The organism is Microbacterium rhizomatis (assembly GCF_008710745.1).
Lineage (GTDB): Bacteria > Actinomycetota > Actinomycetes > Actinomycetales > Microbacteriaceae > Microbacterium > Microbacterium rhizomatis.
The window spans coordinates 1,023,816-1,049,700 of sequence record NZ_VYSA01000001.1 but is presented as its reverse complement, the minus strand read 5'-3'; the positions used below and the strand labels follow the sequence as shown (position 1 = coordinate 1,049,700).

At 64.7% G+C, this 25,885-nt stretch carries 16 protein-coding genes and 3 rRNA genes; 18 read left to right on the top strand and 1 reads right to left on the bottom strand.

Features of this window, described 5'->3' with window-relative positions; translation table 11 throughout:
- Positions 1-79 precede the first annotated feature (79 nt).
- From pstC to F6B43_RS04985, 11 genes are all read left to right on the top strand, one after another.
- On the top strand, positions 80-1,102 hold the full coding sequence (pstC, locus tag F6B43_RS05035; RefSeq protein WP_150447758.1) for a phosphate ABC transporter permease subunit PstC: 1,023 nt from the start codon (positions 80-82) through the stop codon (positions 1,100-1,102).
- The gene (pstA, locus tag F6B43_RS05030) at positions 1,102-2,403 is read left to right on the top strand and encodes a phosphate ABC transporter permease PstA (protein ID WP_150447757.1); all 1,302 of its coding nucleotides are present in this window, start codon (positions 1,102-1,104) and stop codon (positions 2,401-2,403) included. The genes pstC and pstA overlap by 1 nt, the downstream gene beginning before the upstream one ends.
- Positions 2,400-3,971 (top strand): phosphate ABC transporter substrate-binding protein PstS, encoded by a 1,572-nt coding sequence (gene pstS, locus F6B43_RS05025; protein WP_150447756.1) that lies wholly within the window; start codon positions 2,400-2,402, stop codon positions 3,969-3,971. The genes pstA and pstS overlap by 4 nt, the downstream gene beginning before the upstream one ends.
- A 178-nt stretch (positions 3,972-4,149) precedes the next feature.
- The gene (locus F6B43_RS05020; RefSeq protein ID WP_150447755.1) at positions 4,150-6,675 is read left to right on the top strand and encodes a hypothetical protein; all 2,526 of its coding nucleotides are present in this window, start codon (positions 4,150-4,152) and stop codon (positions 6,673-6,675) included.
- Between the two features lie 64 nt (positions 6,676-6,739).
- Positions 6,740-7,900 carry a hypothetical protein gene (locus tag F6B43_RS05015; RefSeq protein ID WP_150447754.1) on the top strand — a complete coding sequence of 387 codons (1,161 nt, stop codon included), beginning with the start codon at positions 6,740-6,742 and terminating at the stop codon, positions 7,898-7,900.
- Between the two features lie 28 nt (positions 7,901-7,928).
- The gene (locus F6B43_RS05010) at positions 7,929-9,524 is read left to right on the top strand and encodes an Ig domain-containing protein (protein WP_150447753.1); all 1,596 of its coding nucleotides are present in this window, start codon (positions 7,929-7,931) and stop codon (positions 9,522-9,524) included.
- Positions 9,525-9,734: 210 nt separating this feature from the next.
- Entirely contained in the window at positions 9,735-10,835 is a 1,101-nt protein-coding gene (locus F6B43_RS05005) for a hypothetical protein (protein ID WP_211368023.1), read from the top strand.
- Positions 10,832-11,620 carry a hypothetical protein gene (locus F6B43_RS05000; protein WP_150447752.1) on the top strand — a complete coding sequence of 263 codons (789 nt, stop codon included), beginning with the start codon at positions 10,832-10,834 and terminating at the stop codon, positions 11,618-11,620. The genes F6B43_RS05005 and F6B43_RS05000 overlap by 4 nt, the downstream gene beginning before the upstream one ends.
- A complete protein-coding gene (locus F6B43_RS04995; RefSeq protein ID WP_246159804.1) occupies positions 11,617-12,618 on the top strand; it encodes a sortase in 1,002 nt (333 codons plus the stop codon). Before F6B43_RS05000 ends, F6B43_RS04995 begins: the two co-directional genes overlap by 4 nt.
- A 466-nt stretch (positions 12,619-13,084) precedes the next feature.
- Positions 13,085-13,834: a phosphate ABC transporter ATP-binding protein gene (locus tag F6B43_RS04990; protein ID WP_246159866.1), complete on the top strand. Its 750-nt coding sequence runs from the start codon at positions 13,085-13,087 to the stop codon at positions 13,832-13,834.
- Positions 13,835-13,911: 77 nt separating this feature from the next.
- The gene (locus tag F6B43_RS04985) at positions 13,912-14,556 is read left to right on the top strand and encodes a SatD family protein (protein ID WP_150447751.1); all 645 of its coding nucleotides are present in this window, start codon (positions 13,912-13,914) and stop codon (positions 14,554-14,556) included.
- 30 nt (positions 14,557-14,586) lie between these two features.
- Here the strand turns inward: F6B43_RS04985 and F6B43_RS04980 are convergent, their stop codons facing one another.
- Positions 14,587-15,213 carry a hypothetical protein gene (locus F6B43_RS04980; RefSeq protein ID WP_150447750.1) on the bottom strand — a complete coding sequence of 209 codons (627 nt, stop codon included), beginning with the start codon at positions 15,211-15,213 and terminating at the stop codon, positions 14,587-14,589.
- A 53-nt stretch (positions 15,214-15,266) separates the two neighbouring features.
- Between F6B43_RS04980 and tyrS the strand changes: the two genes are divergently transcribed.
- The 7 genes from tyrS to F6B43_RS04940 all read left to right on the top strand — a co-directional run bounded on the left by tyrS (position 15,267) and on the right by F6B43_RS04940 (position 25,864).
- Positions 15,267-16,622, top strand: a complete 1,356-nt coding sequence (gene tyrS, locus F6B43_RS04975; protein WP_150447749.1) for a tyrosine--tRNA ligase — start codon at positions 15,267-15,269, stop codon at positions 16,620-16,622.
- A gap of 71 nt (positions 16,623-16,693) precedes the next feature.
- The gene (locus tag F6B43_RS04970) at positions 16,694-17,497 is read left to right on the top strand and encodes a DUF4184 family protein (protein WP_150447748.1); all 804 of its coding nucleotides are present in this window, start codon (positions 16,694-16,696) and stop codon (positions 17,495-17,497) included.
- Positions 17,498-18,150: 653 nt separating this feature from the next.
- Positions 18,151-19,670 (top strand): 16S ribosomal RNA (locus F6B43_RS04965).
- Positions 19,671-20,090: 420 nt separating this feature from the next.
- Positions 20,091-23,194: ribosomal RNA gene (locus F6B43_RS04960) — 23S ribosomal RNA — on the top strand.
- Between the two features lie 112 nt (positions 23,195-23,306).
- Positions 23,307-23,423: ribosomal RNA gene (gene rrf, locus F6B43_RS04955) — 5S ribosomal RNA — on the top strand.
- The 16S, 23S and 5S rRNA genes sit together here, the layout of an rRNA operon.
- 639 nt (positions 23,424-24,062) lie before the next feature.
- Positions 24,063-24,824: a hypothetical protein gene (locus F6B43_RS04945; protein WP_246159803.1), complete on the top strand. Its 762-nt coding sequence runs from the start codon at positions 24,063-24,065 to the stop codon at positions 24,822-24,824.
- Positions 24,824-25,864 (top strand): HAD-IIA family hydrolase, encoded by a 1,041-nt coding sequence (locus F6B43_RS04940; RefSeq protein ID WP_150447746.1) that lies wholly within the window; start codon positions 24,824-24,826, stop codon positions 25,862-25,864. The genes F6B43_RS04945 and F6B43_RS04940 overlap by 1 nt, the downstream gene beginning before the upstream one ends.
- The last annotated feature ends 21 nt before the right edge of the window (positions 25,865-25,885 follow it).

Genomic DNA, 25,885 nt, shown 5'->3' with positions numbered 1-25,885 from the left:
GCCGCTCACAAATCAATCGTCACGCCGTGCGCCGATCCGTCTCGCCGGGCACAGACACCGAGCCCGTCACGGAGGTGACATGACAGATTCGGTCACCGAGGTCATCACGCCGTCCACAGGCGGCGCGGACGCGCGGGAGCCGCGCTCGTTGAAGTCGCGCCCTGTGCGAGTCGATCGCGTCTTCCGCACCGTGTGCTATGCCGCAGGCGGCGTGACGGTGGCGATCATGCTCGCGGTCGGGATCTTCCTCTCGGGCCGTGCGAGCGAGGCCCTCGCACGATCGGGTCCGGCATTCCTCTGGACGCAGGAGTGGTCGCCCGAGACCGGCAGCTTCGGCGTGGGCGCCGTCCTCTTCGGCACTGTCACGATCGCGCTCATCGCGTTGTCGATCGCGCTGCCGCTGTCGCTCGCGACAGCCCTGCTCATCAGCGAGATCGTGCCGGGCAGGATCAAGTCGACGCTCATCTCGCTCGTGGACCTGATGGCCGCGGTTCCGAGCGTCGTGTTCGGACTCTGGGGCGTCTTCTTCCTGCAGGCCAACGTCATCCCCGTCTCGCAGTGGATCTCGACCTACTTCGGCTGGATCCCGATCTTCGCGGTGACGGATGCGAACGGTGCACCGATCACGGATGCGGGCGCCTTCACGTCGTCGGCATTCATCGCGGGGATCGTGGTGTCGCTGATGATCGTTCCGACGCAGACGTCGGTGATGCGCGAAGCGTTCTCGCAGGCGCCGCTCGGTGAGCGCGAGGGCGCGCTCGCGCTCGGATCGACGCGGTGGGGGATGATCCGCACCGTCGTGCTCCCGTTCGGTCGCGGCGGCATCATCGGCGGCACGATGCTCGCGCTCGGCCGGGCGCTCGGCGAGACGATCGCGGTCGTCATGATCATCTCGCCGATCTTCTCGATCAACTGGCAGGTGCTCAAGACCGGCACCAACTCCGTCTCAGCGCTCATCGCTCTGCGATACGGCGAAGCGAGTCAATTCGGTCTCTCGGCGCTGATGGCGGCAGGGCTCGTGCTGTTCATCATCACGCTCATCGTCAACTTCAGCGCGTCGATGATCGTCGCGCGCAGCCGATCAGGGGCGGAGAGCAACTGATGACCATCCTCGAAGCACGACCCGGATCGCGGATCGACGACGCGTCCGTCGATGATCCTGCCATCGACGAGCCTCGGCGCACCTCGATTCCGGCCCAGGGTGACGGCAGCAGCGGGGGAGTGCGCCGCGACCTCCGCAGCATCCCGCTCGATGATTCGTTCAATGCGCTCGGCGCTGCCGCCGCCGGTCTCGCCCTCGCCACGCTCCTGTTCGGGTGGCTCACCCCGATGACCGGGTTCGTCGGCTGGCTGATCATCTCGTTCCTCGCCTTCCTCGGCATCTATGCGGTCCTCTCATCGCTGCGCGCCGACCGCCTGACGGTGAGCGATCGCATCATGACGGCCCTGTTCTACTCGGCGGGAACGATCCTGTTGAGCGCGCTCGTCTTCGTGCTGGCCTTCACCGTGGTGCGGGGCCTGCCTGCTCTGCTGAACCCGAACTTCTTCGTCGAGACCATGAAGCTCGCCGGGCCGCTCGATCCGCTGAGCATCGGCGGCATCTCGCACGCCATCGTCGGAAGCCTGATCCAGATCAGCATCGCGCTGATCATCACGATCCCGCTCGGGATCACGACGGCGGTCTTCCTCAACGAGGTCGGCGGCCCGTTCGCGCGCTTCGTCCGCACGATCTCGGACGCGATGACGGCCCTCCCATCGATCGTCGCCGGCCTTTTCATCTACGCCGCGATCGTCACGCTGGTCACCCACCAGCGGTCGGGGTTCGCGGCGGCGCTGGCCATCAGCGTCATGATGCTGCCGATCATCATCAGGGCCTCCGATGTCGTGCTGCGCCTCGTGCCCAACAACCTGCGCGAAGCCTCGTACGCGCTCGGCACGACCCGGTGGCGCACCGTGTGGAACGTCGTCCTGCCGACATCGCGGTCGGGGCTCGTTACCGCCGTCATTCTCGGCACGGCGCGCGGTATCGGCGAGACCTCACCGGTCCTGCTCACGTCGGGCGTGACGGCCGAGATGAACATCAATCCGTTCGAGGGGCCGATGATCTCGCTGCCCCTGCAGGTGTTCGATTTCGTCAAGTCACCCGAGCCGAGCATGATCGCCCGCGGGTTCGGCGCGGCTGCCGTGCTGGTCCTCCTCGTGCTCCTGCTCTTCCTGATCGCGCGGGTGATCGGCGGACGGGGGCCGGGCCAGCTCTCCGACCGGCAGCGCCGCGCGGCTGCTGCCGGCTCGCAGCGTGACCTGCAGCGCATCGAACAGCGCGGAATCGAGCGGATCCGGCCGGAGAACCACCCGACACACCCGACAGACCCGACACCTTCGAAAGAGGAGGCACGTTCGTGAGTGCTCGCGCCCGCTGGGCCCGGTTCGGTGCCATCGCGGTGATCACCGCGATGATCGCCGCCATTCCTCTTCCCGCCCATGCGGACACTTTCGTCCCGATCTCGGGTTCCGGCTCGACGTGGTCGCAGAACGCGCTCGATCAGTGGCGGAAGAACGTTGCGGCGAACTATGGGATGACGGTGAACTACAGCGGTACGGGTTCGTCCGCGGGTCGGCAGGACTTCATCAATCAGACGGTGGATTTCGCGATCAGTGAGATCCCGTTCCAATCGCAGCCCGAGGATGGTTCTGCGCCGGAGGTTCCGACGACGGGGTTCAAGTACATGCCGATCGTGGCGGGCGGCACCTCGTTGATGTACAACCTGAAGATCGGTGGCAAGCAGGTCACGAATCTGCGGTTGTCCGGTGAGGTCATCGCGAAGATCTTCACGGGCGCCATCGTGAATTGGAATGATCCGGCGATCCAAGCCGATAATCCGGCCCTGGCGATGCCGGACAAGGTGATCACACCGGTGTATCGGTCGGACGGCTCGGGTACGAGTGCGCAGTTCACGCTGTGGATGTCGAAGCAATTTCCGTCGGTGTGGACATACGGGATGCGGTCGCAGTTCCCTCAGGTCAATTCGACGTTCAAGGGGCAGAACGGGTCGCTCGGGGTCGCCGGCTACGTCAGCCAGAGCTACGGCGAGGGGGCGATCACCTACGTCGAGTATTCGTACGCGCTGAAGTCCGGCTTCCCCGTCGCGAAAGTCCTCAACAATCAGGGCTATTACGTCGAGCCGACATATCAATCGGTGGCGGTGGCCCTCATGGGCGCCGCGATCAACACCGACCTCACGCAGAATCTCGACGGCGTATACAACAACGCCGATCCCCGTACATATCCGATGTCGAGCTACTCGTACATGATCGTGCCGACGCAGACGAACAAGGTGTTCACCGCGGAGAAGGGCAAGACGCTCAGCAAATTCGCCGGGTACATGATCTGCGAGGGCCAGCAGCAGGCCGCGGCGCTGGGGTATTCGCCGCTTCCGATGAACCTGGTGCAGGCAGCATCCGATGTCCTGGGGAGCATTCCGGGCACGGTCGGCGGTGTCGACTTCAACGCCTGCAACAACCCGACCTTCAAACCGGGCGATTCACCATCGAGCAATCAGCTCGCGGCGACCGCCCCCCAACCGGCCGACTGCGACAAGCAGGGCCCCACCCAGTGCGCGACAGGAACGGGCGGCGCGTTGGTCGATACTCCTGTGACCGGCACGGGCGGTACCGGCACCGAGGCGAGCGGGGGAGCAGCGGGTGGGGATGCCGCGACCTCCGGTGACGCCGCTGCGGCGGGTGGAGGTGCGGCCGGCGCATCCGATGCCGTGTACGACGCGAACGGCAACCTCGTGTCGGGGTCCGCAGCCTCGGCGGGCAAGGCGGTGTCGTCGCCTTTCACGCTCGCTTCGGACGGCTGGGGAACGCCACAGGTGATCATGCTCGCCGCCGGCGCACTGCTCTTCGCAGCCGTCGTCGTGCCGCCGCTGGTCTCGCGTCGACTCCGCGGCAAAGGCACCGAGAAGTAGCAGAAGAGGCCGCAGTTTTTGTGGCACTGATCTGGGATTTTATCCGTTTGATCCCCGAGCACCGAGTGGAGTCGCCTCGTTACCGGGTCGTTCATCTGGCGGCCACAGTGCGCTCATAGCTTGAGGTCGTCGGCGATGGGGTTCTCGCCGGAAATCCTCTGGAGAAACATTGTCTGCAATGCTGCGTGCCCGACGCCGCACCTGGTTCACATCCGGTATCAGCGGATTGCTGACAGCCGGTGCCGTCTTCGCTCTTGTGGCGGGCTCGAGCGTCGCCTTCAGCGGAGCTGCAAGAGCCGTCGACGATAGTGCCAAGACCATCACCGCCAAGGGCCAGGACCCTGACCTCGCGACCGCACCGATGCCCGACCTGAGCGTGACCGTCGCTCAGACGCAGGATCTGCTGTCGCAGGGCATCAGGCTCACATGGACCGGAGGGAAGAAGTCGATCGCCCCCTCTGCGGGCGGGAACGGCGGCGAGAACTTCCTTCAGATCTTCATGTGCTGGGGAGATGATCCGCAGGACGCGAGCCGACCCGATCGCACGACCTGCCAGTACGGGGGCGCGGGAAGCGTCGGTGCCACGAGGGACGGGTATCGGAACTATCCGCTCGCTCAGGTACCCGCGGCTGATCTGCCGTACACGGCGCCCTCGGCCGTGCCGTTCCTGCCCCCCTTCACGTCCATCCCGTTCGTCGCTCGTGACGGCACGCGTGTGGACGGGATCAAGACCGATCCCGTGACGGGCGTCACGTCGATCGACGACACGGTCGATCCCAACAACAACCAGTTCTTCAGCTCCTACACGACGAACGAGATCCCGTGGGTCGGGTCCGGCAATGACGGAAAGGGCTCCGTGACGTTCGAAGCCCAGACCGCCGTGCAGTCCAACGGGCTCGGTTGCGGAGCGCCGGTCACTGTCGGGGGCACGACGAAGGGCGCCGACTGCTGGCTCGTCGTGCTGCCGCGCGGCACGTCCGACAACGGCTCGACGAACATCACCCAGTCGGGCCTGTTCATCGATTCGTGGCGGCACGCGCTCTCGGTGAAGCTCGAGTTCGCTCCGGTCGGGAGTCGGTGCCCGATCGGAGGTGTCGAGCGGCAGATCGCCGGGAGTGAGCTCGCGGCGATCGCGGTCAACTCCTGGCAGCCGGTCGTGTGCATTCAGGCGGGTGGGTCGGCCTACGCGCTTCTGACCGGTGCGGAGTCGGATGCCGCCTACGCGGCAGCCTCCACCGTCGATGCGCCACTCGCACTCACGAGTCGACCGCTCAAGACGGCGGAGGGCAACGACCCGCTCCAGTACGCCGCCGTCGCGCTCACGGGAGTCACGATCTCGGTCGCGATCGACCGGTTCCCGAACCCGAACGACCCGAAGCTGCCCCCCGAGCACGCCGATGCCGCACGGTCCGCGTTCACCCGCATCAACTTGACCCCCCGCCTGGTCGCGAAGCTGCTGAGCTACTCGTACCGGTCGGCGATACCGACCGGGGCGAACACGAGCTATCTCACCGGTACCAACGGGTACAACATCACGGAGGACCCCGACTTCCTCGCGGTGAACGACCCGGAGTGGGCTGCGCAGTCCCTGTCGGGTCCGGCGATCGCCGACGTCATCGTGCCACAGGGGCGCTCGGACTCAGCGCGTGCGGTCTGGGCCTACATCGCCGCCGATCAGGATGCTCGTGACTTCCTGGCGAGCAAGCCCGACCCGTGGGGGATGATCGTCAATCCCTGGTATTCGACCGACGCGAGCGTGAACCCGACGGGCACGGCGTTCGAGCTCGATCGGGAGGACTTCCCGAAAGCCGATCCGATCGAGTACACCCCGAAGAATCAGGGGCCGCTCAACCTGATCACGTGGCGCCCCTACGCCAACGACCTGAGCGGCGTCGCCTACCTCACTCTGCGCGGCGACGCGCAGGGTCCGGGCGGATGGGATCCGAACTCGGTGCCACCGAAGTACGGGAAGAGCTCGCGGATGCTGCCCGGGGCGCAGCGTCTCATCGGGCTCACGAGCACGGCCGCCGCCGCACGCTACCGGGTGGTCACCGCATCCCTCCGGAACCCCGCAGGCAGGTTCGTCGACCCGACGGCATCCGGAATGCTCGCCGCTTCGGCCGCGATGTCTCCGAGTGGAGCAGACGGGCGCGTGCTCGGATTCGACTCGGGTTCGGAGGCCTCGAAGTCGGCGACGGATGCCTATCCGCTGACGATGCCGGTGTACGCGGCGAACAATCCCGCGAAGACGAGCGCACCGATCCGGGCCGCGTACGCGTCGTTCATCCGATACGCCGTGAGCAGCGAGGGCCAGACGCTCGGTGTCGAGGCCGGGCAGCTTCCCGACGGCTACGCGACGATCCCGGCGGACTGGGCAGCGCAGTCCCTTGCGGCAGCCGATTCGATCGAGCGGGGTCCGACGCCCCCGACGGCGGCCTCATCACCCCCGGCTGCGTACATCCCGTCACAGACTCCCGCGTCCGCCACCCGCAGTTCGGCGGCCGCTGCCCCCGATGCGGCCGCGGCCGCACCCGCCTCACCGTCCGCAACCGGAAATGCGAGCCCTGCCCTCTCCGGTGGCAAGACCCCCGTCGACCCCGACATGGGGGCCATCGCTCTCGCGGTCCCCGCGAGCGTGCTCGGCGGCGCGCTCGGGGCTGCCGTCGTCCCACTGATCACCCGTCTGCGAAGGCGGGTTCCCTGAGGCCTCGTTCGTACGCGGCCTCGTCTGCTCCACCCCTGCATCACCCGACAAGGAAATGGATCACATGAAACTCAAGAAATTCGCCGCGATGGGCGCGGCATTCGGTGTGGCACTCGCCGGTTTCGGCGTGGGCACGGCAGCACACGCCGATCCGGTGACCGACGGCTACTCGATCGTCGGTTCCGACACGCTCCAGGATGCTGTGAGCGCGCTGGCCAACGGCACCTCGATCACCGGATCGTCGGTGAGGCTCAGCGGTAACGGCAAGGCGCTCGCGTCCTGGGATGCCTTCACGCTCGGCGTGTCCGGCGGCGTCGGCGGCATCCAGACGAAAGCCTTCGGCCCGATCTTCGACCGCCCCAACGGCTCCGGTGCGGGCCGCAGCGCGCTGGTCGCCTCCGTGGGCGGGACCACCGGAGCCGCGTTCACCTACAACACGGTGAACGTCAAGGACCAGGTCGACTTCGCACGCAGTTCGTCGGTAGGCGGCACGGCTGGCTCGCTCCTCACATACGTCCCGTTCGGCCAGGACGCGATCGGCTATGTGTACAAGATCGGCAACGCCACGGGTGGCGCTGACGCCGTCGCCGCGAAGGCGGTCGTCGAGGACCTCACGAAGGCCCAGCTGACGAGCATCTACTCGGCGAACACGCTCGCAGCGGCCAGCGCTGCGCTGAGCGGCACGGGTTTCACGCTGCAGCCCATCGGTCTTCAGTCCAGCTCGGGGACGTGGACCACGTTCCTGGGCAAGATCGGCGTCAGCGCCCTCGGCACCGCTGTGGACACCCGTGGGAACAACGTCCCGGAGAACGACGGGCGCGTCCTCACCCCGGCTGACAACGAGATCCAGATCGTGCCGCTCTCGATCGCCAACTACATCGGGCAGGTGAACGGTGCGGCACGCATCAACACCTTCGCGGGCGTTTCCGCAGGCGCGATCGGCGGCGTGGCTCCCTACACGGGGACCGCTCCCGCCCTCGCTCCGAGTACGGCGTACTACACCAGCTCGGACTGGGGCCGCACCGTCTACATCGTCGTGCCGACCGCGAAGATCACCTCCGGCAATGCGGCGTTCGATCAGGGCGTCTCGGACCTCGTGAACACCTCGTCCTCGACGAGCCTGACGTACTGGGGAGCGTCCGGCTCTCCGACGACCAGCAAGGCCGTGAAGATCAAGTTCGGCTTCTCGGCTCCCACCGGCACCGTCGTCACCCGCAACAACTGACTCGCGCGACAAGGAAGAGAAGCCAGCCATGAAGAAGTTCACCAAACTCAGCGGGATCGGCATCGGCGCCACCGTCGCCGCTGTCGCACTCATCATCACCCCGGCGCTCTCAGCGTCGGCCGCCATCGTGCCGACCGTCGGCTCGACCCAGCCGTTCTACCTTCTGTCGGATGAGGACGGATCCCAGATCCCCGCCGGCAGCGTGAAGGGCTGGAACGACTCAGTCCTCGGCTCCCCTGAGGAGTCGGACGCAGACTACAACAGCAAGTTCGTGATCCCCGCGGACGCCGGCTCGGTGCGCACGTTCATCGCGCCGCGCGGCCAGGAGAAGAACCAGGCGGCTTGGAACGCGTCCGCTCCTCTTTCGCTCACCCCCGGGGGGATTCAGCTTCCGAACCTCAAGCCGAGCGGCAATATCTCCGCCGGTACGGGCACGCCTTCCGGTAGCGGTGGCGTGGCGAACGCTGGCGGGGACTACTCGCTCGGCATCGCATTCATCGCGAACAACGGCAACACCGTTCTCGAGGCCGACTACACCTACATCACTGTCGTCGCGAACCCCAACCCCGCGCTCGCCACATGGACGTTCGCCACGCCTGCCGCGGCGGCGGTCGCCCCGGCGATCACGACGACCGCGCTCGATGCGCTCGCGCAGGGCAACGCGTTCACGCAGACGATCGCGGCGACCGGAACCGCTCCGATCACGTGGGCGGTCCAGGCGGGCGCGCTTCCCGCGGGTCTGACCCTCGACGCGGCGACCGGTGTCATCGCGGGCACGCCGACGGCTGCGGGTGCGTACAGCTTCACGCTCCGCGCGACCAACACCGCAGGCACTGCTGACCAGGCCTTCACGGGCACGGTCAGCGCGCCTGCGCCGACCGCACCGACGCAGCCCACGGGCACCGACGCAGGCAAGGTCACGATCGCCGCTCCCGCGAAGGGCGACGCGACGGTGACGCTGCCGGCGGGCTCCGCTCAGGCGAACAAGACGCTCGACGTGTGGGCATGGTCGACCCCGACCAAGCTCGGTCAGGTCACCACGGACGCCTCGGGCAACGCGGTCATCGACATCTCGTCGCTGCCGGCCGGTTCGCACACGGTGGCGCTCGTCGCCCCCGGTGATGCGGCGTTCACGGTTCTGTCCTGGGGCACGTTCGACAAGCTCAGCGCCTCGGGCGACACGCTCACCGACACCGTCGACCTGACGGCCAAGGTCACGGCGAGCGACCTGTGGTCGCTCAACGCCGAGAAGACGTCGATCGACTTCGGGGACGTGGCGCGCGGGGCCAACAAGACGGCCGCGCTCGGCAAGGTCACCGTGGTCGACGACCGCAACGACCTCAAGGGCTGGAACCTGACGGCGGCGGCTTCGGCCTTCACCAAGGGAGCCGACACGATCCCGGCCACCGCGCTGACGATCGCGCCCTCCGCCTTCGCGGGTGCAACGCTGAAGACGGGCATCACCACGGGCACCAACGGCGCGACCTTCGCGACCAGCGCGCCGCTCGTGTCCACGGGCACGGCGGGCGCCCTGTTCGACGCCGGCCTCACCTTCACGGCGCCTGACAGCGCCAACGCGGGTGTCTACACCTCGACGCTGACCCTCACGCTCACTTCCAAGTGAGCGTGAGGTTCCGCTCGTAGGAACCCTCTGACCTGTGTGGGGAGGCCGTCCGCGGCCTCCCCACACAGCGTTTTCGGCCGTCCGCGTGCATCGGGCGCGCGGGCGGGGGTGGGGATGGACACCTCTCGGAGTCATCCCGATCACTCCTTGTTCACCCTTACGACCGACCTACGTCGTTCAGATCTGCGGAGATGTATCGTGCCTTCCTTGATGACCCGACGGGGCGGTCGCGCCCTCTTCGCCTGGGGTGCGCTCGCTCTCGCTCTCGCAGTCCTGTCGGGCAGCGTCCTGCCTGTGAGCCCCGCCGCCGCGGCCGACGATCCCGGCACCGTCGGGGTCGCGACGCGCCCCGCCGGTGCCGACGGCCGCCCGGATGGTCGGACGCGCTTGACCTACACTGCCGACCCGGGGCAGAGCATCACCGATCAGGTGCTCGTGGGCAACACCGGCACTCAGCGCCAAGACTTCACGGTCTACGCCACCGACGCCTACAACGGAGGGGACGGGGCGTTCTCACTCCTCGCCACGGCGGAGAAGCCCACGCAACTCGGGGCGTGGGTGCGATTCGACGACGGCAGCGACCGCCTCCAGTTCGCGCTCGACCCCCAAGAGGTGCGGCTCATCACCTTCACGATGCAGCTCCCCGCCGATGCCACTCCCGGCGACCACGCGGGAGGGCTCGTCGCATCGGTGCTCGAACAAGGCCAGCAGGTCAGTCTCGATCGGCGCGTCGCGACCCCGATCTATGCGCGGGTCTCGGGCGAACTGCAGCCGAGGCTCAACATCTCCAGCTTCGACGTCGCGTATGCGGGCGACTGGTGGAACCCGTTCGGCGGCTCGGTGAAGATCCTGTACACGGTCGACAATCCCGGCAACGTCGCCCTGGCGGCCAACCTCACGATGGCGGCGAACACGTGGTTCGGTATCCCTGCCACAGAACCGCAGGGCGGCAGCATCCCGATCCTGCTCCCCGGCAACTCGGCGACCTACACGTTCGAGCTCTCGGGTGTCGGGCAATGGGTCTACCTGGATCCGGGCATCACGATGCAGCCCTTCGTCGATTCTCCCGATGCTGCCCAGTTGCTGAACGTGTCGCCGGTGACGCGGGACTCGATCCTGATCGCCGTTCCGTGGCTTGTTCTGATCCTCATCTTGATCATCGTCGCGCTGGTGGTCTTCTTCCGATGGCGCCGCAAGCATGATGAGGCACGGGCCCGCGAGTGGATCGCATACACCGAGCAGCAGGCTGCCGCCGCCGCTCTCGAGAAGGTGACGGTGGGCAGTGCTGCCGGAAAGGCAGACGACTCATGACGGCTCCGCGGCGTGCCCTGCGCCGTGGGGTATTGCTCGGAGCGCTCCTTGCGGCCGCGGTCCTCTCGTCTCTCGCGTCGGTCGGCGCTCAGGCGGCCGATCCGCCACCCGATGAAGGCGGGGGCAACCTCTCGGTGGTGATCACCGATGGCTCCCCGACGACGCCGACCCCCACCCCCTCGGCCAGCAAACCGGTGGGAGCGGCGGGAAACGGTGCGAGCTCGACCGGGGCGACCAGAGGAACGGGAAGCAGCTCGGGCGCCGGGGGTTCGGGCACCGGTGGCGGGGGTGCCGGAGCGACGGGCACGACCCCGGCAGGGGAGGTGAGCGTCGCGGGGATGCTGTACATCGGTGGCCTCAACTCTGCCGCCGCGCTCTCCCCGAGCCCTCTCGAAGGCGACGTGACACTGTGGTTCACGGTGCGCAACGCGTCCAAGAGCACGATCGATGCGACGGCGAGCTTCTGGATGAACAGCCAGCTGTTCACGAACCGCATCGACACCGTCGACGCCGTCGCGATCACGGGGCTTCAGCCCGGCGAGACGAGGGTCGTGACGACGCAGCTGCACCACGCCGGACAGTGGACCGTGCTCGACGCGCACGTGACCCTGACACCGCCCGAGACGGTCGACGGGACGGCGCTCGCGCCCGTGACGCGAGACGCGACGGTGCTCTTCTTCCCGTGGCTGATCGTCGGGGCATTGGCCATCATGGCTATCGGCTTCCTCGTCGTCCGCGTGCTGCGACGAGTGGTCTTCGTCCCCGCGATGATGGATGCCGCGTGACGATCACCGAAGACCGCATGGACGTCACCGACGCGAGGACAGCCCCAACGACCGGAGGTCCGGCAACGGCGGGGGGAGGGCCTCCGCGGTCGCGCAAACCACCGAAGCCCCCGCGACGGATGCCGCGGCCGCTGCCGGTCTACGCACCCCTGTCCCCGGGGCAGGCCCTGGTGCGCAGCGTCCTCGCCCTCGTGGCGGCACTCGTGCTCGCGTTCGTCTTCCACCTCCTCGTCGTCAGTCATGTCGAGCATTTCGCGGCGCAGCAGCAGCTCTCCAACAGCTACCGCGCTCAGCTCGCTGCCGGAACGGCGCCGGTGAGCGAGGGCGACTTCGACGATGTCCTGCTGCCGGACGGGGCCCCCGTCGCCGTGCTGACGATCCCGCAGCTCGGAGTGAAGGAGGTCGTCTCGGAGGGCACATCCTCGGGCGTGCTGAACGCCGGCCCCGGCCATCGGCGCGACACGGTGCTCCCCGGTCAGGTCGGAGTGAGCGTCGTCATGGGTCGCGCGGCGGCGTTCGGCGGTCCGTTCGCGCGCCTGCAGTCGCTGCAGCCCGGCGATCAGTTCGAAGTGCGCACCGGACAAGGGGCGAGCACGTTCGAGGTCATGGGACTGCGGTACGCCGGCGACCCCACGCCGCCGGCACCGGTGAAGGGCGAGAGCCGGCTCATCCTCATGACCGCGCGGGGCGCGCCGTTCGTCCCGGTCGGCGTCGCCTACGTCGATGCCACGCTCGTGGGCACCGCCCAGCCGGCGGGTGCGCGCCAGACGACGCCCGTCACCCTTCCGCCCTCGGACAAGCCCATGGCCACCGACCTCACGACCGTCTGGGCGCTCGTGTTCGCCCTCCAGTTCCTGGTCATCGCCGAGATCGGCGCCGTGTGGGCCTTCCGACGCGTCGGAGCTCAGAAGACATGGATCGTCTTCGTGCCCGTTCTCCTGCTGGCCAGCCTCTTCGCGGCCGACCAGCTGACCCGACTTCTGCCGAACCTTCTGTGACCGGAGCTGCGACATGGCTGTAGAACCCGAGACCGACGCGCTGAATCCATCGGCGGCATCCGAAGCCGATCCGTACATGACCGACGTCGTGTCTATGGACGAGCGCGCGATGGTGGAGCGCATCGCATTCGAGTCGGTGTCGACGACCGACGTCCACGATCCCGCATTCATACCGTCATCCCCCGACATGGAATCCGGACCCCCGGCGGGGGCGGCGCCAGAAGCGTCCGTTCCCGCGGTGAACCGCCGCGACCAGCGCGAGAGGAAGCCGAGGTTCCTCGGGCGCGCACACACCGCACCGGCGGCCGGCCTGACATCGAGCGCGGGATACACCGTGCCCGCCGCGACGGTTCGCGCTTCGTCGGTGTCACTGCTGGGCGGGGCCTCCGCGACGGCGGATCGCCTCGCGGCGGCGGAGGCGCAGCTCGCCGCCAGGTCCGCCCAGTCGCAGCTCGAAGCCCGCTCGATCTCGGCCTGGTTCGGTGATCATCAGGTGCTGCGTGACGTCTCGCTCACGATGCCGGCCGGCCGGGTCACAGCCCTCATCGGGCCGTCGGGTTGCGGCAAGTCGACCTTCCTGCGCATCCTCAATCGCATGCACGAGCTCGTTCCTTCCGCTTCGCTGGCGGGGGAGGTGCTGCTCGACGACGACGACATCTACGACGCCGGGCACCGGCTCGTGGATGCGCGCAAGAAGATCGGGATGGTGTTCCAGAAGCCCAATCCGTTCCCCGCGATGTCGATCTACGACAACGTCGTCGCAGGACTCAAGCTCGCCGGCATCCGGGCCAGCCGTTCCGAGAAGGACTACCTCGTGGAGTCGTGCCTGCAGAAGGGCGGCTTGTGGAACGAGGTGAAGGATCGTCTCCGAGCTCCGGGCGGAGGTCTGTCGGGCGGACAGCAGCAGCGGTTGTGCATTGCGCGTTCCCTTGCGGTCAAGCCCCGCATCCTGCTCATGGACGAGCCCTGCTCCGCACTCGATCCGACCTCGACGCGCGTGATCGAAGAGACGATGCTCGAGCTCGCGCAGGAGGTCACGATCGTCATCGTCACGCACAACATGCAGCAGGCGCAGCGTGTGTCGCAGCAGTGTGCGTTCTTCCTCGCTTCGCAAGGCCAGCCCGGGCATATCGTGGAGCACGGCGACACCGACGCCATGTTCGCCGATCCGATCGATCCCCGCACCTTCGACTACGTCAACGGGCGATTCGGATGACTCGTCGTCGCAGCTTCTTATTCACGAAGATAACCCGAAAGCTTATAAACCAAGAAAATAAGCCATAGACTTATCCCGTGACCGTAGCAGTGACAGCCGACATCGTCGGTTCGCGGCAGCTCGCTGATCGAGACAGCGCCCAGCGGCTGCTCGACGACACGATAGCCCGAGTCGAGCACGACTACCCGGTGAGCCTGCGCGCGCTCCGCCCGACCGTCGGCGACGAGCAGCAGGGCGAGTTTCCGACGCTCGAGTCCGCTCTCGCGTCTCTTCTCCTGCTGCAGCTCGCGCTGCCTGACGGGGTGGAGTGCCGGTTCGGCGTCGGGGTCGGAGCCGTGGGAACCGTGCCTTCCGCCAGTGGTGACCTGCATGACGGCCCTGCGTGGTGGGCGGCGCGCACCGCGATCGACACGGTTCACGAACTGCAGCGTCGCGCGGTCCAGACCGCCCGTATCCGGGTGGTCGCGGCAGCGGAGGAGGATGCGGCGACCCACGCCGCGGTCGCGCTGGCCAACGCCTACCTGCTCGCGCGGGATCAGCTCGTCGTGTCGATGAACGAGCGCACGCGCCGGATCGCGTACGGGCGATGCCTGGGAGAGACGCAGGCACATCTGGCTGAGGTCGAGGGCATCACGCAGCCGGCGGTCTCGCAAGCGCTCGCGAGCGCCGGCGCAGCGGCCGTGATCGCAGGGTTCGCCCTTCTTCAGCCCCACCGCGATTGACCCGACCCGCATGCGGTCACGCGCCGCGACTCACCAGATAGAGAGCCGTACGAGCGCTCCCACGAGGCATGCCCAGAGCAGGCTCGACATCGTGCCGATGATGAATCGCTCCCTGGATTCGGGCGCGACCAGTTCTGAGAACCGTCCGACGCCCTTCACCGCCACCACGACAGCCAGCGCTTCGGGAAAGCCGGCGATGATCGCCACGACCACCGCGATGCGCTCCAAGTACCCGATCGTGGTGCCTCCGCGCATCACTTCGCGAACGTCGCCCGACGAAGCCCCGATGGCCGGATCCACCGCGTCCACCGCATCCGCCGCAGGGGATGGCGCTCGCAGCAGGATGCCGCCGCTCTCGCCGTCGCGCACGTTCCCGTGCGTGGCGAAGGCCAGGATGCGGCGGGTGATCGGGTCGCCGCCGAGTGCGGCGACCGCGGTGCCGAGCATGGCCAGCACCATCCCGACGACGATCGGTACCTTCAGCGGCGAGACCGCCACGACGAGCAGGGCCAGGACGACGAGGCTCGCGGCGACGATCAGCACGGGATCGGTCGGTGACCGCTTGCTCACGATCACCAGAGTGAGCGTGACCGAGAGCACGAGGAAGAGGAAGATCGACAGGATCAGGACGAGGATCGCCTCGGGGGAGAGAACCATCCCGCAAGTCTGTCATCGGGGTCGGTCATCGCCCCGCTGATAGCCTGGAACGCGTGTCTGCCCCCGTCGCGATCGACTTCGATTCCCCGCGTGAACCCGCCAACGATCCCACTTTCGAATCCGTGTGGGACGAGATCGTCTGGCGCGGGCTCGTACACGTGTCCACCGATGAGGCGGCACTTCGCGATCTGCTCGCCGGGCCGCCGATCACGTACTACTGCGGATTCGATCCGACGGCGCCGAGCCTGCACCTCGGAAACCTCGTGCAGCTCCTGCTCATGCGTCGACTGCAGCTCGCAGGCCACCGGCCGCTCGGGCTCGTGGGTGGGTCGACCGGCCTCATCGGTGACCCGAAGCCGACCGCCGAACGCACGCTGAACGACAGCGCGCTCGTGGAGGAGTGGGTCGGGTACCTCCAGACCCAGGTCGCGCGGTTCCTCGATTTCGACGGCGAGAACGCGGCCAGACTGGTGAACAACCTCGACTGGACTGCGCCGATGAGCGCGATCACGTTCCTTCGCGATATCGGCAAGCACTACCGCGTGGGCACCATGCTCAAGAAGGATGCGGTCAGCGCGCGCCTGAACTCCGAGGACGGGATCAGCTACGCCGAGTTCAGCTACCAGATCCTGCAGGGCCTCGACTTCCGCGAGCTGTACGTCCAATACGGCTGCGTGCTGCAGACCGGGGGCAGCGATCAGTGGGGCAATCTCACCAGCGGCGTCGATCTGATCAAGCGTGCCGAGGGAACGAGCGTCCACGCGATCGGCACCCCGCTCATCACCAACAGCGACGGTCGCAAGTTCGGCAAGAGCGAGGGCAACGCGATCTGGCTCGACCCCGCCTTGACGAGCCCCTACGCGATGTACCAGTTCTGGCTCAATACCGACGATGCCGACGTCGCCGATCGCCTCAAGGTCTTCACATTCCTCACCCGAGCCGAGATCGAAGCGGTCGTGGCCGAGCACGAGGCCGCCCCCTTCCGGCGCATCGGCCAGAGGACGGTCGCCCGTCTGGTGACGAGCTTCGTGCACGGGGCGGATGCCGCGGATGCGGCGATCGCGGCATCCGACGCGCTGTTCGGCCAGGGCGACCTCACCGCCCTCGATGCCGACACCCTGGCGACGGCACTGCGCGAGCTGCCCCATGCCGACCTGCCGCCCGGTACGCCCGTCGTCCAGGCGCTCGTCGACACCGGACTCGTGTCGAGTCTCGGCGAAGGGCGGCGCGCGATCGCGCAGGGCGGTGTGACCCTCGACGGTGCGAGGGTCACGGACGATGCGGCGGTCATCGACGGTGCGCTTCCCGGGGGCGTGTCGGTGCTTCGGCGCGGCAAGAAGACCCTCGCGGGCGTCTTCGTCGTACCCGCGCTGGGAGATGTCGAAGCGCCGGGCGGAACCGGCAGATGAGCACGCGGAGTGACGCGGATCGCCCACATCGTCCCGCTCGTTCGACGAGCGGGACGTGCTGAGCCGAAGCGATGCCCTTCACTCCGAGCCATGCCGTCGTCGCCCTCCCGTTTGTTCGGTCCCCGCTGATCCCCGCGGCGATCGGGGTCGGCGCGATGGCTCCCGACCTGCCGCTGTTCGTGCGTGGTGTCGGCCCGGACTACGACACGACGCATGATCTGCGATGGGTCCCGCTGACGGCGGTCGTCGCGCTCGTGCTCCTGCTCGCGTGGCGCGCCGTTCTGCGCCCAGCGACCCGCGAGCTCTCTCCGCGCTGGCTCGCATCGCGACTGCCGGACGATTGGGATGCGCCTGCCGCGCCGTCTCTGCGCGCGACTTTCGCGCAGCGCGGTCGCGCCCGCGCGTCCTGGCGGGGCGGGGCAATCCTGGCGATCTCGCTCGTGGTGGGGGTGGTGAGTCACATCGTGTGGGACCTCTTCACGCACGAGGGCCGCTGGGGGAGCGAAGTCCTGCCCGCCCTCGACGATGCGTGGGGCCCGCTCACCGGGTACAAGTGGTTGCAGCACGGATCGAGTGCGATCGGGCTCGTGATCCTCGCGGTGTGGGGGATGGGCTGGCTGAAGGCGCGGGATGCCGCGGAATCCCTCGATCGCGTCCTCCCCGCGGGTGTGCGCTGGGCGTGGTGGGCTTCCCTGCCCGCCACCTTGATGTTCGCCTGGGGCCTGGGTCTCAGTGCATACGGGCCGTTCACTGCGGAGTGGACGATCGCCCACCTCGCGTATCGGGTGCTTCCCCCCGCGTGCGCCGTGTGGGCCTGCGCGACACTGCTGCTGTGTGCCGCGATTCAAGCCCTCCGAGTTCGCCGGGCATCCTAGAACCGCGGAAATCCGGGGCGACACGCCCGGGATGCGGTTTCGATTTGCGAGGCGCGAAACCCGCACGTAATGTATTCACTGTTCGCCCCACAGGGAAGCGGAGAGGCCGAAAGGCTCACCCCCCTCAAGCGGAGAACCACCCCCCATCTGAAACACACTCCTTGAGTGTGTGCGACCCTCGGGTCTACGATGGAGGTTCCCACTCCTCGAAGCTGTCGAAGAGTGCTGTTCACAGACGCTTGATCGTCACGAACAGCCGATTTGACAAGCTGACGGAAAGGGATAAGATAGAGAAGTTGCCCAGCGGGCCGGCTCACATGCCGAGACGCAGGGCACCTGATCTAGCTTCGTGAGATGTCGTCATCGACAGCTGCCCCTCGACTTCGAGTCGAAGAGCGCTGATTTGACAGGCGGATCACGACGCATAAGATAGAGAAGTTGCCCTGCGGGCAAGGCCGAGAGGCTGAGCAGCAGGAGCATCCGATCCTTGAGAACTCAACAGCGTGCACTTGTCAAATGCCAAAAAACCTCGCGGTCAGCTTGCTGACCGATGAGATTCTTTTGAGATTAAACGAGATGTCAGCAATGACATCCGATCGTCAGATCAAACTCGCTCGGCTCGACCTATTCCGGTCTTGTCGCAGCAAAATTCTTTCACGGAGAGTTTGATCCTGGCTCAGGATGAACGCTGGCGGCGTGCTTAACACATGCAAGTCGAACGGTGAAAGAGAGCTTGCTCTCTGGATCAGTGGCGAACGGGTGAGTAACACGTGAGCAATCTGCCCCTGACTCTGGGATAACAGTTGGAAACAGCTGCTAATACCGGATACGAGCTGTGAAGGCATCTTCAACAGCTGGAAAGAACTTCGGTCAGGGATGAGCTCGCGGCCTATCAGCTAGTTGGTGAGGTAATGGCTCACCAAGGCGTCGACGGGTAGCCGGCCTGAGAGGGTGACCGGCCACACTGGGACTGAGACACGGCCCAGACTCCTACGGGAGGCAGCAGTGGGGAATATTGCACAATGGGCGCAAGCCTGATGCAGCAACGCCGCGTGAGGGACGACGGCCTTCGGGTTGTAAACCTCTTTTAGCAAGGAAGAAGCGAAAGTGACGGTACTTGCAGAAAAAGCACCGGCTAACTACGTGCCAGCAGCCGCGGTAATACGTAGGGTGCAAGCGTTATCCGGAATTATTGGGCGTAAAGAGCTCGTAGGCGGTTTGTCGCGTCTGCTGTGAAATCTGGGGGCTCAACCCCCAGCCTGCAGTGGGTACGGGCAGACTAGAGTGCGGTAGGGGAGATTGGAATTCCTGGTGTAGCGGTGGAATGCGCAGATATCAGGAGGAACACCGATGGCGAAGGCAGATCTCTGGGCCGTAACTGACGCTGAGGAGCGAAAGGGTGGGGAGCAAACAGGCTTAGATACCCTGGTAGTCCACCCCGTAAACGTTGGGAACTAGTTGTGGCGACCATTCCACGGTCTCCGTGACGCAGCTAACGCATTAAGTTCCCCGCCTGGGGAGTACGGCCGCAAGGCTAAAACTCAAAGGAATTGACGGGGACCCGCACAAGCGGCGGAGCATGCGGATTAATTCGATGCAACGCGAAGAACCTTACCAAGGCTTGACATATAGAGGAAACGTGCAGAAATGTACGCCCCGCAAGGTCTCTATACAGGTGGTGCATGGTTGTCGTCAGCTCGTGTCGTGAGATGTTGGGTTAAGTCCCGCAACGAGCGCAACCCTCGTTCTATGTTGCCAGCACGTAATGGTGGGAACTCATGGGATACTGCCGGGGTCAACTCGGAGGAAGGTGGGGATGACGTCAAATCATCATGCCCCTTATGTCTTGGGCTTCACGCATGCTACAATGGCCGGTACAAAGGGCTGCAATACCGTAAGGTGGAGCGAATCCCAAAAAGCCGGTCCCAGTTCGGATTGAGGTCTGCAACTCGACCTCATGAAGTCGGAGTCGCTAGTAATCGCAGATCAGCAACGCTGCGGTGAATACGTTCCCGGGTCTTGTACACACCGCCCGTCAAGTCATGAAAGTCGGTAACACCTGAAGCCGGTGGCCCAACCCTTGTGGAGGGAGCCGTCGAAGGTGGGATCGGTAATTAGGACTAAGTCGTAACAAGGTAGCCGTACCGGAAGGTGCGGCTGGATCACCTCCTTTCTAAGGAGCATTTGGTACCACCTCGGTGGTATCCAGAGCCAGAACTGAGACATACGTTCTCAGCTGGTCAGCTCATGGGTGGAACATTAGACAAGGTGCCCTTCGGGACGTCCCGGACTCAGTACGCTGCTTGCAGCTGGAAAGGTCTTGTTCGAACTGATCGGCACATGCACGCTGTTGGGTCCTGAGGGACCGGATGCCTCGATCTTCGGGTCGAGTCAGACGAAACTCAGGACCTTTTTTGTTGCCGGTCAGCCGGCAGCCGGAAAGGTACCGCCCGTACTTTGAGAACTACACAGTGGACGCGAGCATCTTTGAGATGATCCTTCGGGGTCATTTCACATAGATGATCTTTATAGATCATTAGTCAATTTCAACTCTGGACTTCGGTCCAGACCGATTCTGACGAAACTCATGTGATTTCAAATCTTTAAGAGCAAACGGTGGATGCCTTGGCATCTGGAGCCGAAGAAGGACGTAGCAATCTGCGATAAGCCTCGGGGAGTGGATAAGCACACTTTGATCCGAGGATGTCCGAATGGGGAAACCCCGCTGGGCGGCTTGCCGACCCAGTGACTCCCGCCTGAATATATAGGGCGGGTAGAGGGAACGTGGGGAAGTGAAACATCTCAGTACCCACAGGAAGAGAAAGCAACCGCGATTCCGTTAGTAGTGGCGAGCGAAACCGGAACAGGCTAAACCGAGTACGTGTGATATCCGGCAGGAGTTGCGTATTCGGGGTTGTGGGACTTTTCAGACTGCTCTGCCGAGCAGTCGGCGTTACAAGAAGGTATAGACGAACGGCATTGAAAGGCCGGTCACAGAGGGTGCAAACCCCGTAGTCGAAATGCCTCCCTTGGCGCGAAGAGTATCCCAAGTAGCACGGGGCCCGAGAAATCCCGTGTGAATCTGTCAGGACCACCTGATAAGCCTAAATACTCCCAGATGACCGATAGCGGACAAGTACCGTGAGGGAAAGGTGAAAAGTACCCCGGGAGGGGAGTGAAATAGTACCTGAAACCGTTTGCTTACAAACCGTTGGAGCCTCCTTAGTAGGGGTGACAGCGTGCCTTTTGAAGAATGAGCCTGCGAGTTAGCGATATGTGGCGAGGTTAACCCGAGTGGGGTAGCCGTAGCGAAAGCGAGTCTGAATAGGGCGATTCAGTCGCATGTCCTAGACCCGAAGCGAAGTGATCTATCCATGGCCAGGTTGAAGCGACGGTAAGACGTCGTGGAGGACCGAACCCACTTAGGTTGAAAACTGAGGGGATGAGCTGTGGATAGGGGTGAAAGGCCAATCAAACTTCGTGATAGCTGGTTCTCTCCGAAATGCATTTAGGTGCAGCGTTGCGTGTTTCTTGCCGGAGGTAGAGCTACTGGATGGCCGATGGGCCCCAAAAGGTTACTGACGTCAGCCAAACTCCGAATGCCGGTAAGTGAGAGCGCAGCAGTGAGACTGTGGGGGATAAGCTTCATAGTCGAGAGGGAAACAACCCAGACCACCATCTAAGGTCCCTAAGCGCGTGCTAAGTGGGAAAGGATGTGGAGTTGCTTAGACAACCAGGAGGTTGGCTTAGAAGCAGCCACCCTTGAAAGAGTGCGTAATAGCTCACTGGTCAAGTGATTCCGCGCCGACAATGTAACGGGGCTCAAGCACGCCACCGAAGTTGTGGCATTGACATTATTGGTAGGCCTTCGTGGTCCAGCCGTGTTGATGGGTAGGAGAGCGTCGTGTGGCGAGTGAAGCGGCGGGGTGACCCAGCCGTGGACGCCACACGAGTGAGAATGCAGGCATGAGTAGCGAAAGACGTGCGAGAAACACGTCCTCCGAAAGACCAAGGGTTCCAGGGTCAAGCTAATCTTCCCTGGGTAAGTCGGGACCTAAGGCGAGGCCGACAGGCGTAGTCGATGGACAACGGGTTGATATTCCCGTACCGGCGAAGAACCGCCCAAACCAATCCAGTAATGCTAAGTGTCTGAATCCCTTTGACGGATCCCTTCGGGGTGAAGCGTTGGGCCTAGCACACGACCCTATGCTGAGGCGGTTAGCGTATTAACAGGTGTGACGCAGGAAGGTAGCCCAAGCCAGGCGATGGTAGTCCTGGTGCAAGTGCGTAGGCCAAGTGATAGGCAAATCCGTCACTTATACAGGCTGAGACACGATGCGGATAAAAAGTGGGTGATCCTATGCTGCCAAGAAAAGCATCGACGCGAGGTTCAAGCCGCCCGTACCCCAAACCGACTCAGGTGGTCAGGTAGAGAATACCAAGGAGATCGAGAGAATCGTGGTTAAGGAACTCGGCAAAATGCCCCCGTAACTTCGGGAGAAGGGGGGCCTTCGACGTATAAGGACTTGCTCCGAAAGCGTTTGGAGGCCGCAGAGACTAGTGGGTAGCGACTGTTTACTAAAAACACAGGTCCGTGCCAAGTCGCAAGACGATGTATACGGACTGACGCCTGCCCGGTGCTGGAAGGTTAAGAGGACCGGTTAGCCGCAAGGCGAAGCTGAGAATTTAAGCCCCAGTAAACGGCGGTGGTAACTATAACCATCCTAAGGTAGCGAAATTCCTTGTCGGGTAAGTTCCGACCTGCACGAATGGCGTAACGACTTCCCAACTGTCTCAACCGCGAACTCGGCGAAATTGCATTACGAGTAAAGATGCTCGTTACGCGCAGCAGGACGGAAAGACCCCGTGACCTTTACTATAGTTTGGTATTGGTGTTCGGTGTGGCTTGTGTAGGATAGGTGGGAGACTTTGAAGCGTGGACGCCAGTTCATGTGGAGTCATTGTTGAAATACCACTCTGGTCACTCTGGATATCTAACTTAGAACCGTAATCCGGTTCAGGGACAGTGCCTGATGGGTAGTTTAACTGGGGCGGTTGCCTCCCAAAAAGTAACGGAGGCGCCCAAAGGTTCCCTCAACCTGGTTGGCAATCAGGTGTCGAGTGTAAGTGCACAAGGGAGCTTGACTGTGAGACTGACAGGTCGAGCAGGGACGAAAGTCGGGACTAGTGATCCGGCAGTGGCTTGTGGAAGCGCTGTCGCTCAACGGATAAAAGGTACCTCGGGGATAACAGGCTGATCTTGCCCAAGAGTCCATATCGACGGCATGGTTTGGCACCTCGATGTCGGCTCGTCGCATCCTGGGGCTGGAGTAGGTCCCAAGGGTTGGGCTGTTCGCCCATTAAAGCGGTACGCGAGCTGGGTTTAGAACGTCGTGAGACAGTTCGGTCCCTATCCGCTGCGCGCGTAGGAAGTTTGAGAGGATCTGACCCTAGTACGAGAGGACCGGGTTGGACGAACCTCTGGTGTGTCAGTTGTTCCGCCAGGAGCACCGCTGATTAGCTACGTTCGGGATGGATAACCGCTGAAAGCATCTAAGCGGGAAGCCGGCCTCAAGATGAGACTTCCATGCCTTCGGGCGAGAGGCTCCCAGCCAGACTACTGGGTTGATAGGCCAGATGTGGAAGCGTGGTAACACGTGCAGCTGACTGGTACTAATAAGCCGATGATTTGATAATCACCTTCCTAGGTGCTTGCGTCCACTGAGTGGTTCTCGATGTACGGTCGAGAACCGCATGTATCGCTGCAATTGCAGCACTCATGCTTTGAACGATGAAACATCAATAGTGTTTCGGCGGCCATAGCGAGAGGGAAACGCCCGGTCACATTCCGAACCCGGAAGCTAAGCCTCTCAGCGCCGATGGTACTGCAGGGGGGACCCTGTGGGAGAGTAGGACACCGCCGGACTTCTTTCGAGAAATGGCCACCCAATGCTGGGTGGCCATTTCGCGTTAACACACCTGAAGAGAGACTGCCGAGAGGACCGAAATGGCTGACGACGAGAAACGCGACGATCGAGCGCGGGATTCGCGTCCGCCACGTAGCGGTGCCCCGCGGAAGTCGTATCCGCCGCGTGATGGTGAGCGGAAGTCGTATCCGCCGCGTGATGGTGAGCGGAAGTCGTATCCGCCGCGTGATGGTGAGCGGAAGTCGTATCCGCCGCGTGATGGTGAGCGGAAGTCTTATCCGCCGCGTGATGGTGAGCGGAAGCCGTACGCCTCCCGTGATGGTGAGCGGAAGCCGTACGCCTCCCGTGATGGTGAGCGGAAGCCGTACGCCTCCCGTGATGGTGAGCGGAAGCCGTACGCCTCCCGTGATGGTGAGCGGAAGCCGTACGCCTCCCGTGATGGTGAGCGGAAGCCGTACGCCTCCCGTGATGGTGAGCGGAAGCCGTACGCCTCCCGTGATGGTGAGCGGAAGTCGTATCCGCCGCGTGATGGTGACCGCTCTCACGCGCCCCGCGCGGGCCGTGATCGTCCAGAGCGCGAGGGCGAGGATCTGCGCCCGGTACGGGCGCGCCATGACGATCCGCTGATCCCCGACGACGTGTTGCCTCAGGACCTCAACGGCGGCGCGCGTAACGAGCTGAAGACCCTGACGAAGGAGAACGCCGAGCAAGTCGCGCGTCACCTGGCGATGGCCTCGCGGCTCATCGATGAGGATCCGGAATTGGCTCACGCCCACGCCATCTCGGCGTCGCGGCGCGCCGGTCGCATTGCGATCGTCCGCGAGACGCTGGCGATCACCGCGTACACGATCGGTGACTACGCCCTTGCGCTCCGCGAGCTGCGCACATACCGACGGATCTCGGGCAAAGACGATCAGCTGCCACTCATGGTGGACAGTGAGCGCGGGGTCGGCCGGCCCGACCGCGGGCTCGAGCTCGGCAGATCCGTGGACCGGTCGACGCTCCCGACACAGGTCCGTGTCGAGCTCGCGATCGCGATGTCCGGTGCGCGGCTCGACCTTGGCGAGGCTGAGCGGGCTCTGCAGGAACTGGACATTCCTGAACTGAACCCCGATGTCGCTTTCGAGTGGAGCCCCGCGCTGTTCGCCGCACGCGCCACCGTGCTCGAAGAGCTCGGCCGGGAGGACGAAGCACGTGAGTGGCACCGTCGTGCCGTCGTGGCCGCAGAGGCGCTGGATGCTGCGGACGACGACGACGCCGATCGTGAAGTCGTCATCGTCGAGGAGGTCTTCGAAGAAGTCACGCTCGATGATCATGCCGGCGATGCCCCCGCACACGATCCTCAGGGCGCCGATGAGGCGGCGTCACTTCCAGCCTCGGACGACGGAGACCACGCCTGATGGCCCTGCTCGATCGCTTCACGAAGAGCGGTGCGACCCCGCTCGACAACGTGGATGTGGTACTGGCAGACCTCGACGGAGTCGTCTATGCGGGAGCGGGAGCGCTCCCTCACGCGGTCGAAAGTCTCAACGCCGCAGCGCGGGGAAGACGAATCGGCTACATCACCAACAACGCGTCACGCACGGATGCCTCGGTCGCCGCGCACCTCCGAGAGCTGGGCCTCGACACGACCGCACGTGACATCGTCACGAGTCCTCAGGCGGCGATGCGGTTGCTGCTCGAGCGGGTCGCGCCCGGAGCGACGGTCCTCGTGGTCGGGGGCGAAGGACTCGTCGTCGAAGTCGAGAAGGCGGGATTCACGGTGACGCGAAGCGCGGACGACGCCCCCGCGGCCGTCGTTCAGGGCTTCGCCCCCGAGGTCGGCTGGGCACAGTTGGCCGAAGCCGCGTATGCGCTGAAGATTCCTGAGGAAGACGGCGGCATCCCTTGGATCGCCACGAACACCGACTGGACGATCCCGCAGTCCCGCGGCATCGCGCCGGGGAACGGCACGCTCGTCTCCGCCGTGCACACCGCGGTCGGGCGGCTCGCGACCGTCGCAGGAAAGCCCGAGACCCCGATCTTCGTCGAAGCCGTCGCCCGGTTCGACGCCCGGCATCCGCTGTTCATCGGTGACAGGCTCGACACCGACATCCTCGGTGCGAACCGTGCCGGCATCGCCTCAGCGCTCGTCCTGACCGGCATCGACCGGCCCAAGCACGTCCTGGCGGCGCCCGTCGATTCGCGTCCCACATTCATCCTCGGCGACCTGCGCGAACTCGACCAGCCCTACCCGAGGACCAAAGTCGCCGGCGGCGTGACCACCGTCGGCGACGCGGCTGTGCGGATAGACGGCGCTGACGTGCGCATCGTCAGTGAAGGCAACAGGCCCATCGATCTCGTTCGCGCCGGCGCCGCGGCGATCTGGGCGACCGGTCGCGGGATCTTCGGTTTCCGCGTTCCCGAGCGCCTCTACGCCGATCCATTCCACCGGCCCTGACCGCGGAAACGGGTGGGTCCG

Coding starts and splice junctions, on each gene's coding strand:
- F6B43_RS05015 (WP_150447754.1), top strand. CDS start 6,740: ATGAAACTCAAGAAATTCGCCGCGATGGGCGCGGCATTCGGTGTGGCA.
- F6B43_RS04980 (WP_150447750.1), bottom strand. CDS start 15,213: ATGGTTCTCTCCCCCGAGGCGATCCTCGTCCTGATCCTGTCGATCTTC.
- F6B43_RS05020 (WP_150447755.1), top strand. CDS start 4,150: ATGCTGCGTGCCCGACGCCGCACCTGGTTCACATCCGGTATCAGCGGA.
- F6B43_RS05010 (WP_150447753.1), top strand. CDS start 7,929: ATGAAGAAGTTCACCAAACTCAGCGGGATCGGCATCGGCGCCACCGTC.
- F6B43_RS04970 (WP_150447748.1), top strand. CDS start 16,694: ATGCCCTTCACTCCGAGCCATGCCGTCGTCGCCCTCCCGTTTGTTCGG.
- pstA (WP_150447757.1), top strand. CDS start 1,102: ATGACCATCCTCGAAGCACGACCCGGATCGCGGATCGACGACGCGTCC.
- F6B43_RS04940 (WP_150447746.1), top strand. CDS start 24,824: ATGGCCCTGCTCGATCGCTTCACGAAGAGCGGTGCGACCCCGCTCGAC.
- F6B43_RS05000 (WP_150447752.1), top strand. CDS start 10,832: ATGACGGCTCCGCGGCGTGCCCTGCGCCGTGGGGTATTGCTCGGAGCG.
- pstC (WP_150447758.1), top strand. CDS start 80: ATGACAGATTCGGTCACCGAGGTCATCACGCCGTCCACAGGCGGCGCG.
- F6B43_RS05005 (WP_211368023.1), top strand. CDS start 9,735: ATGACCCGACGGGGCGGTCGCGCCCTCTTCGCCTGGGGTGCGCTCGCT.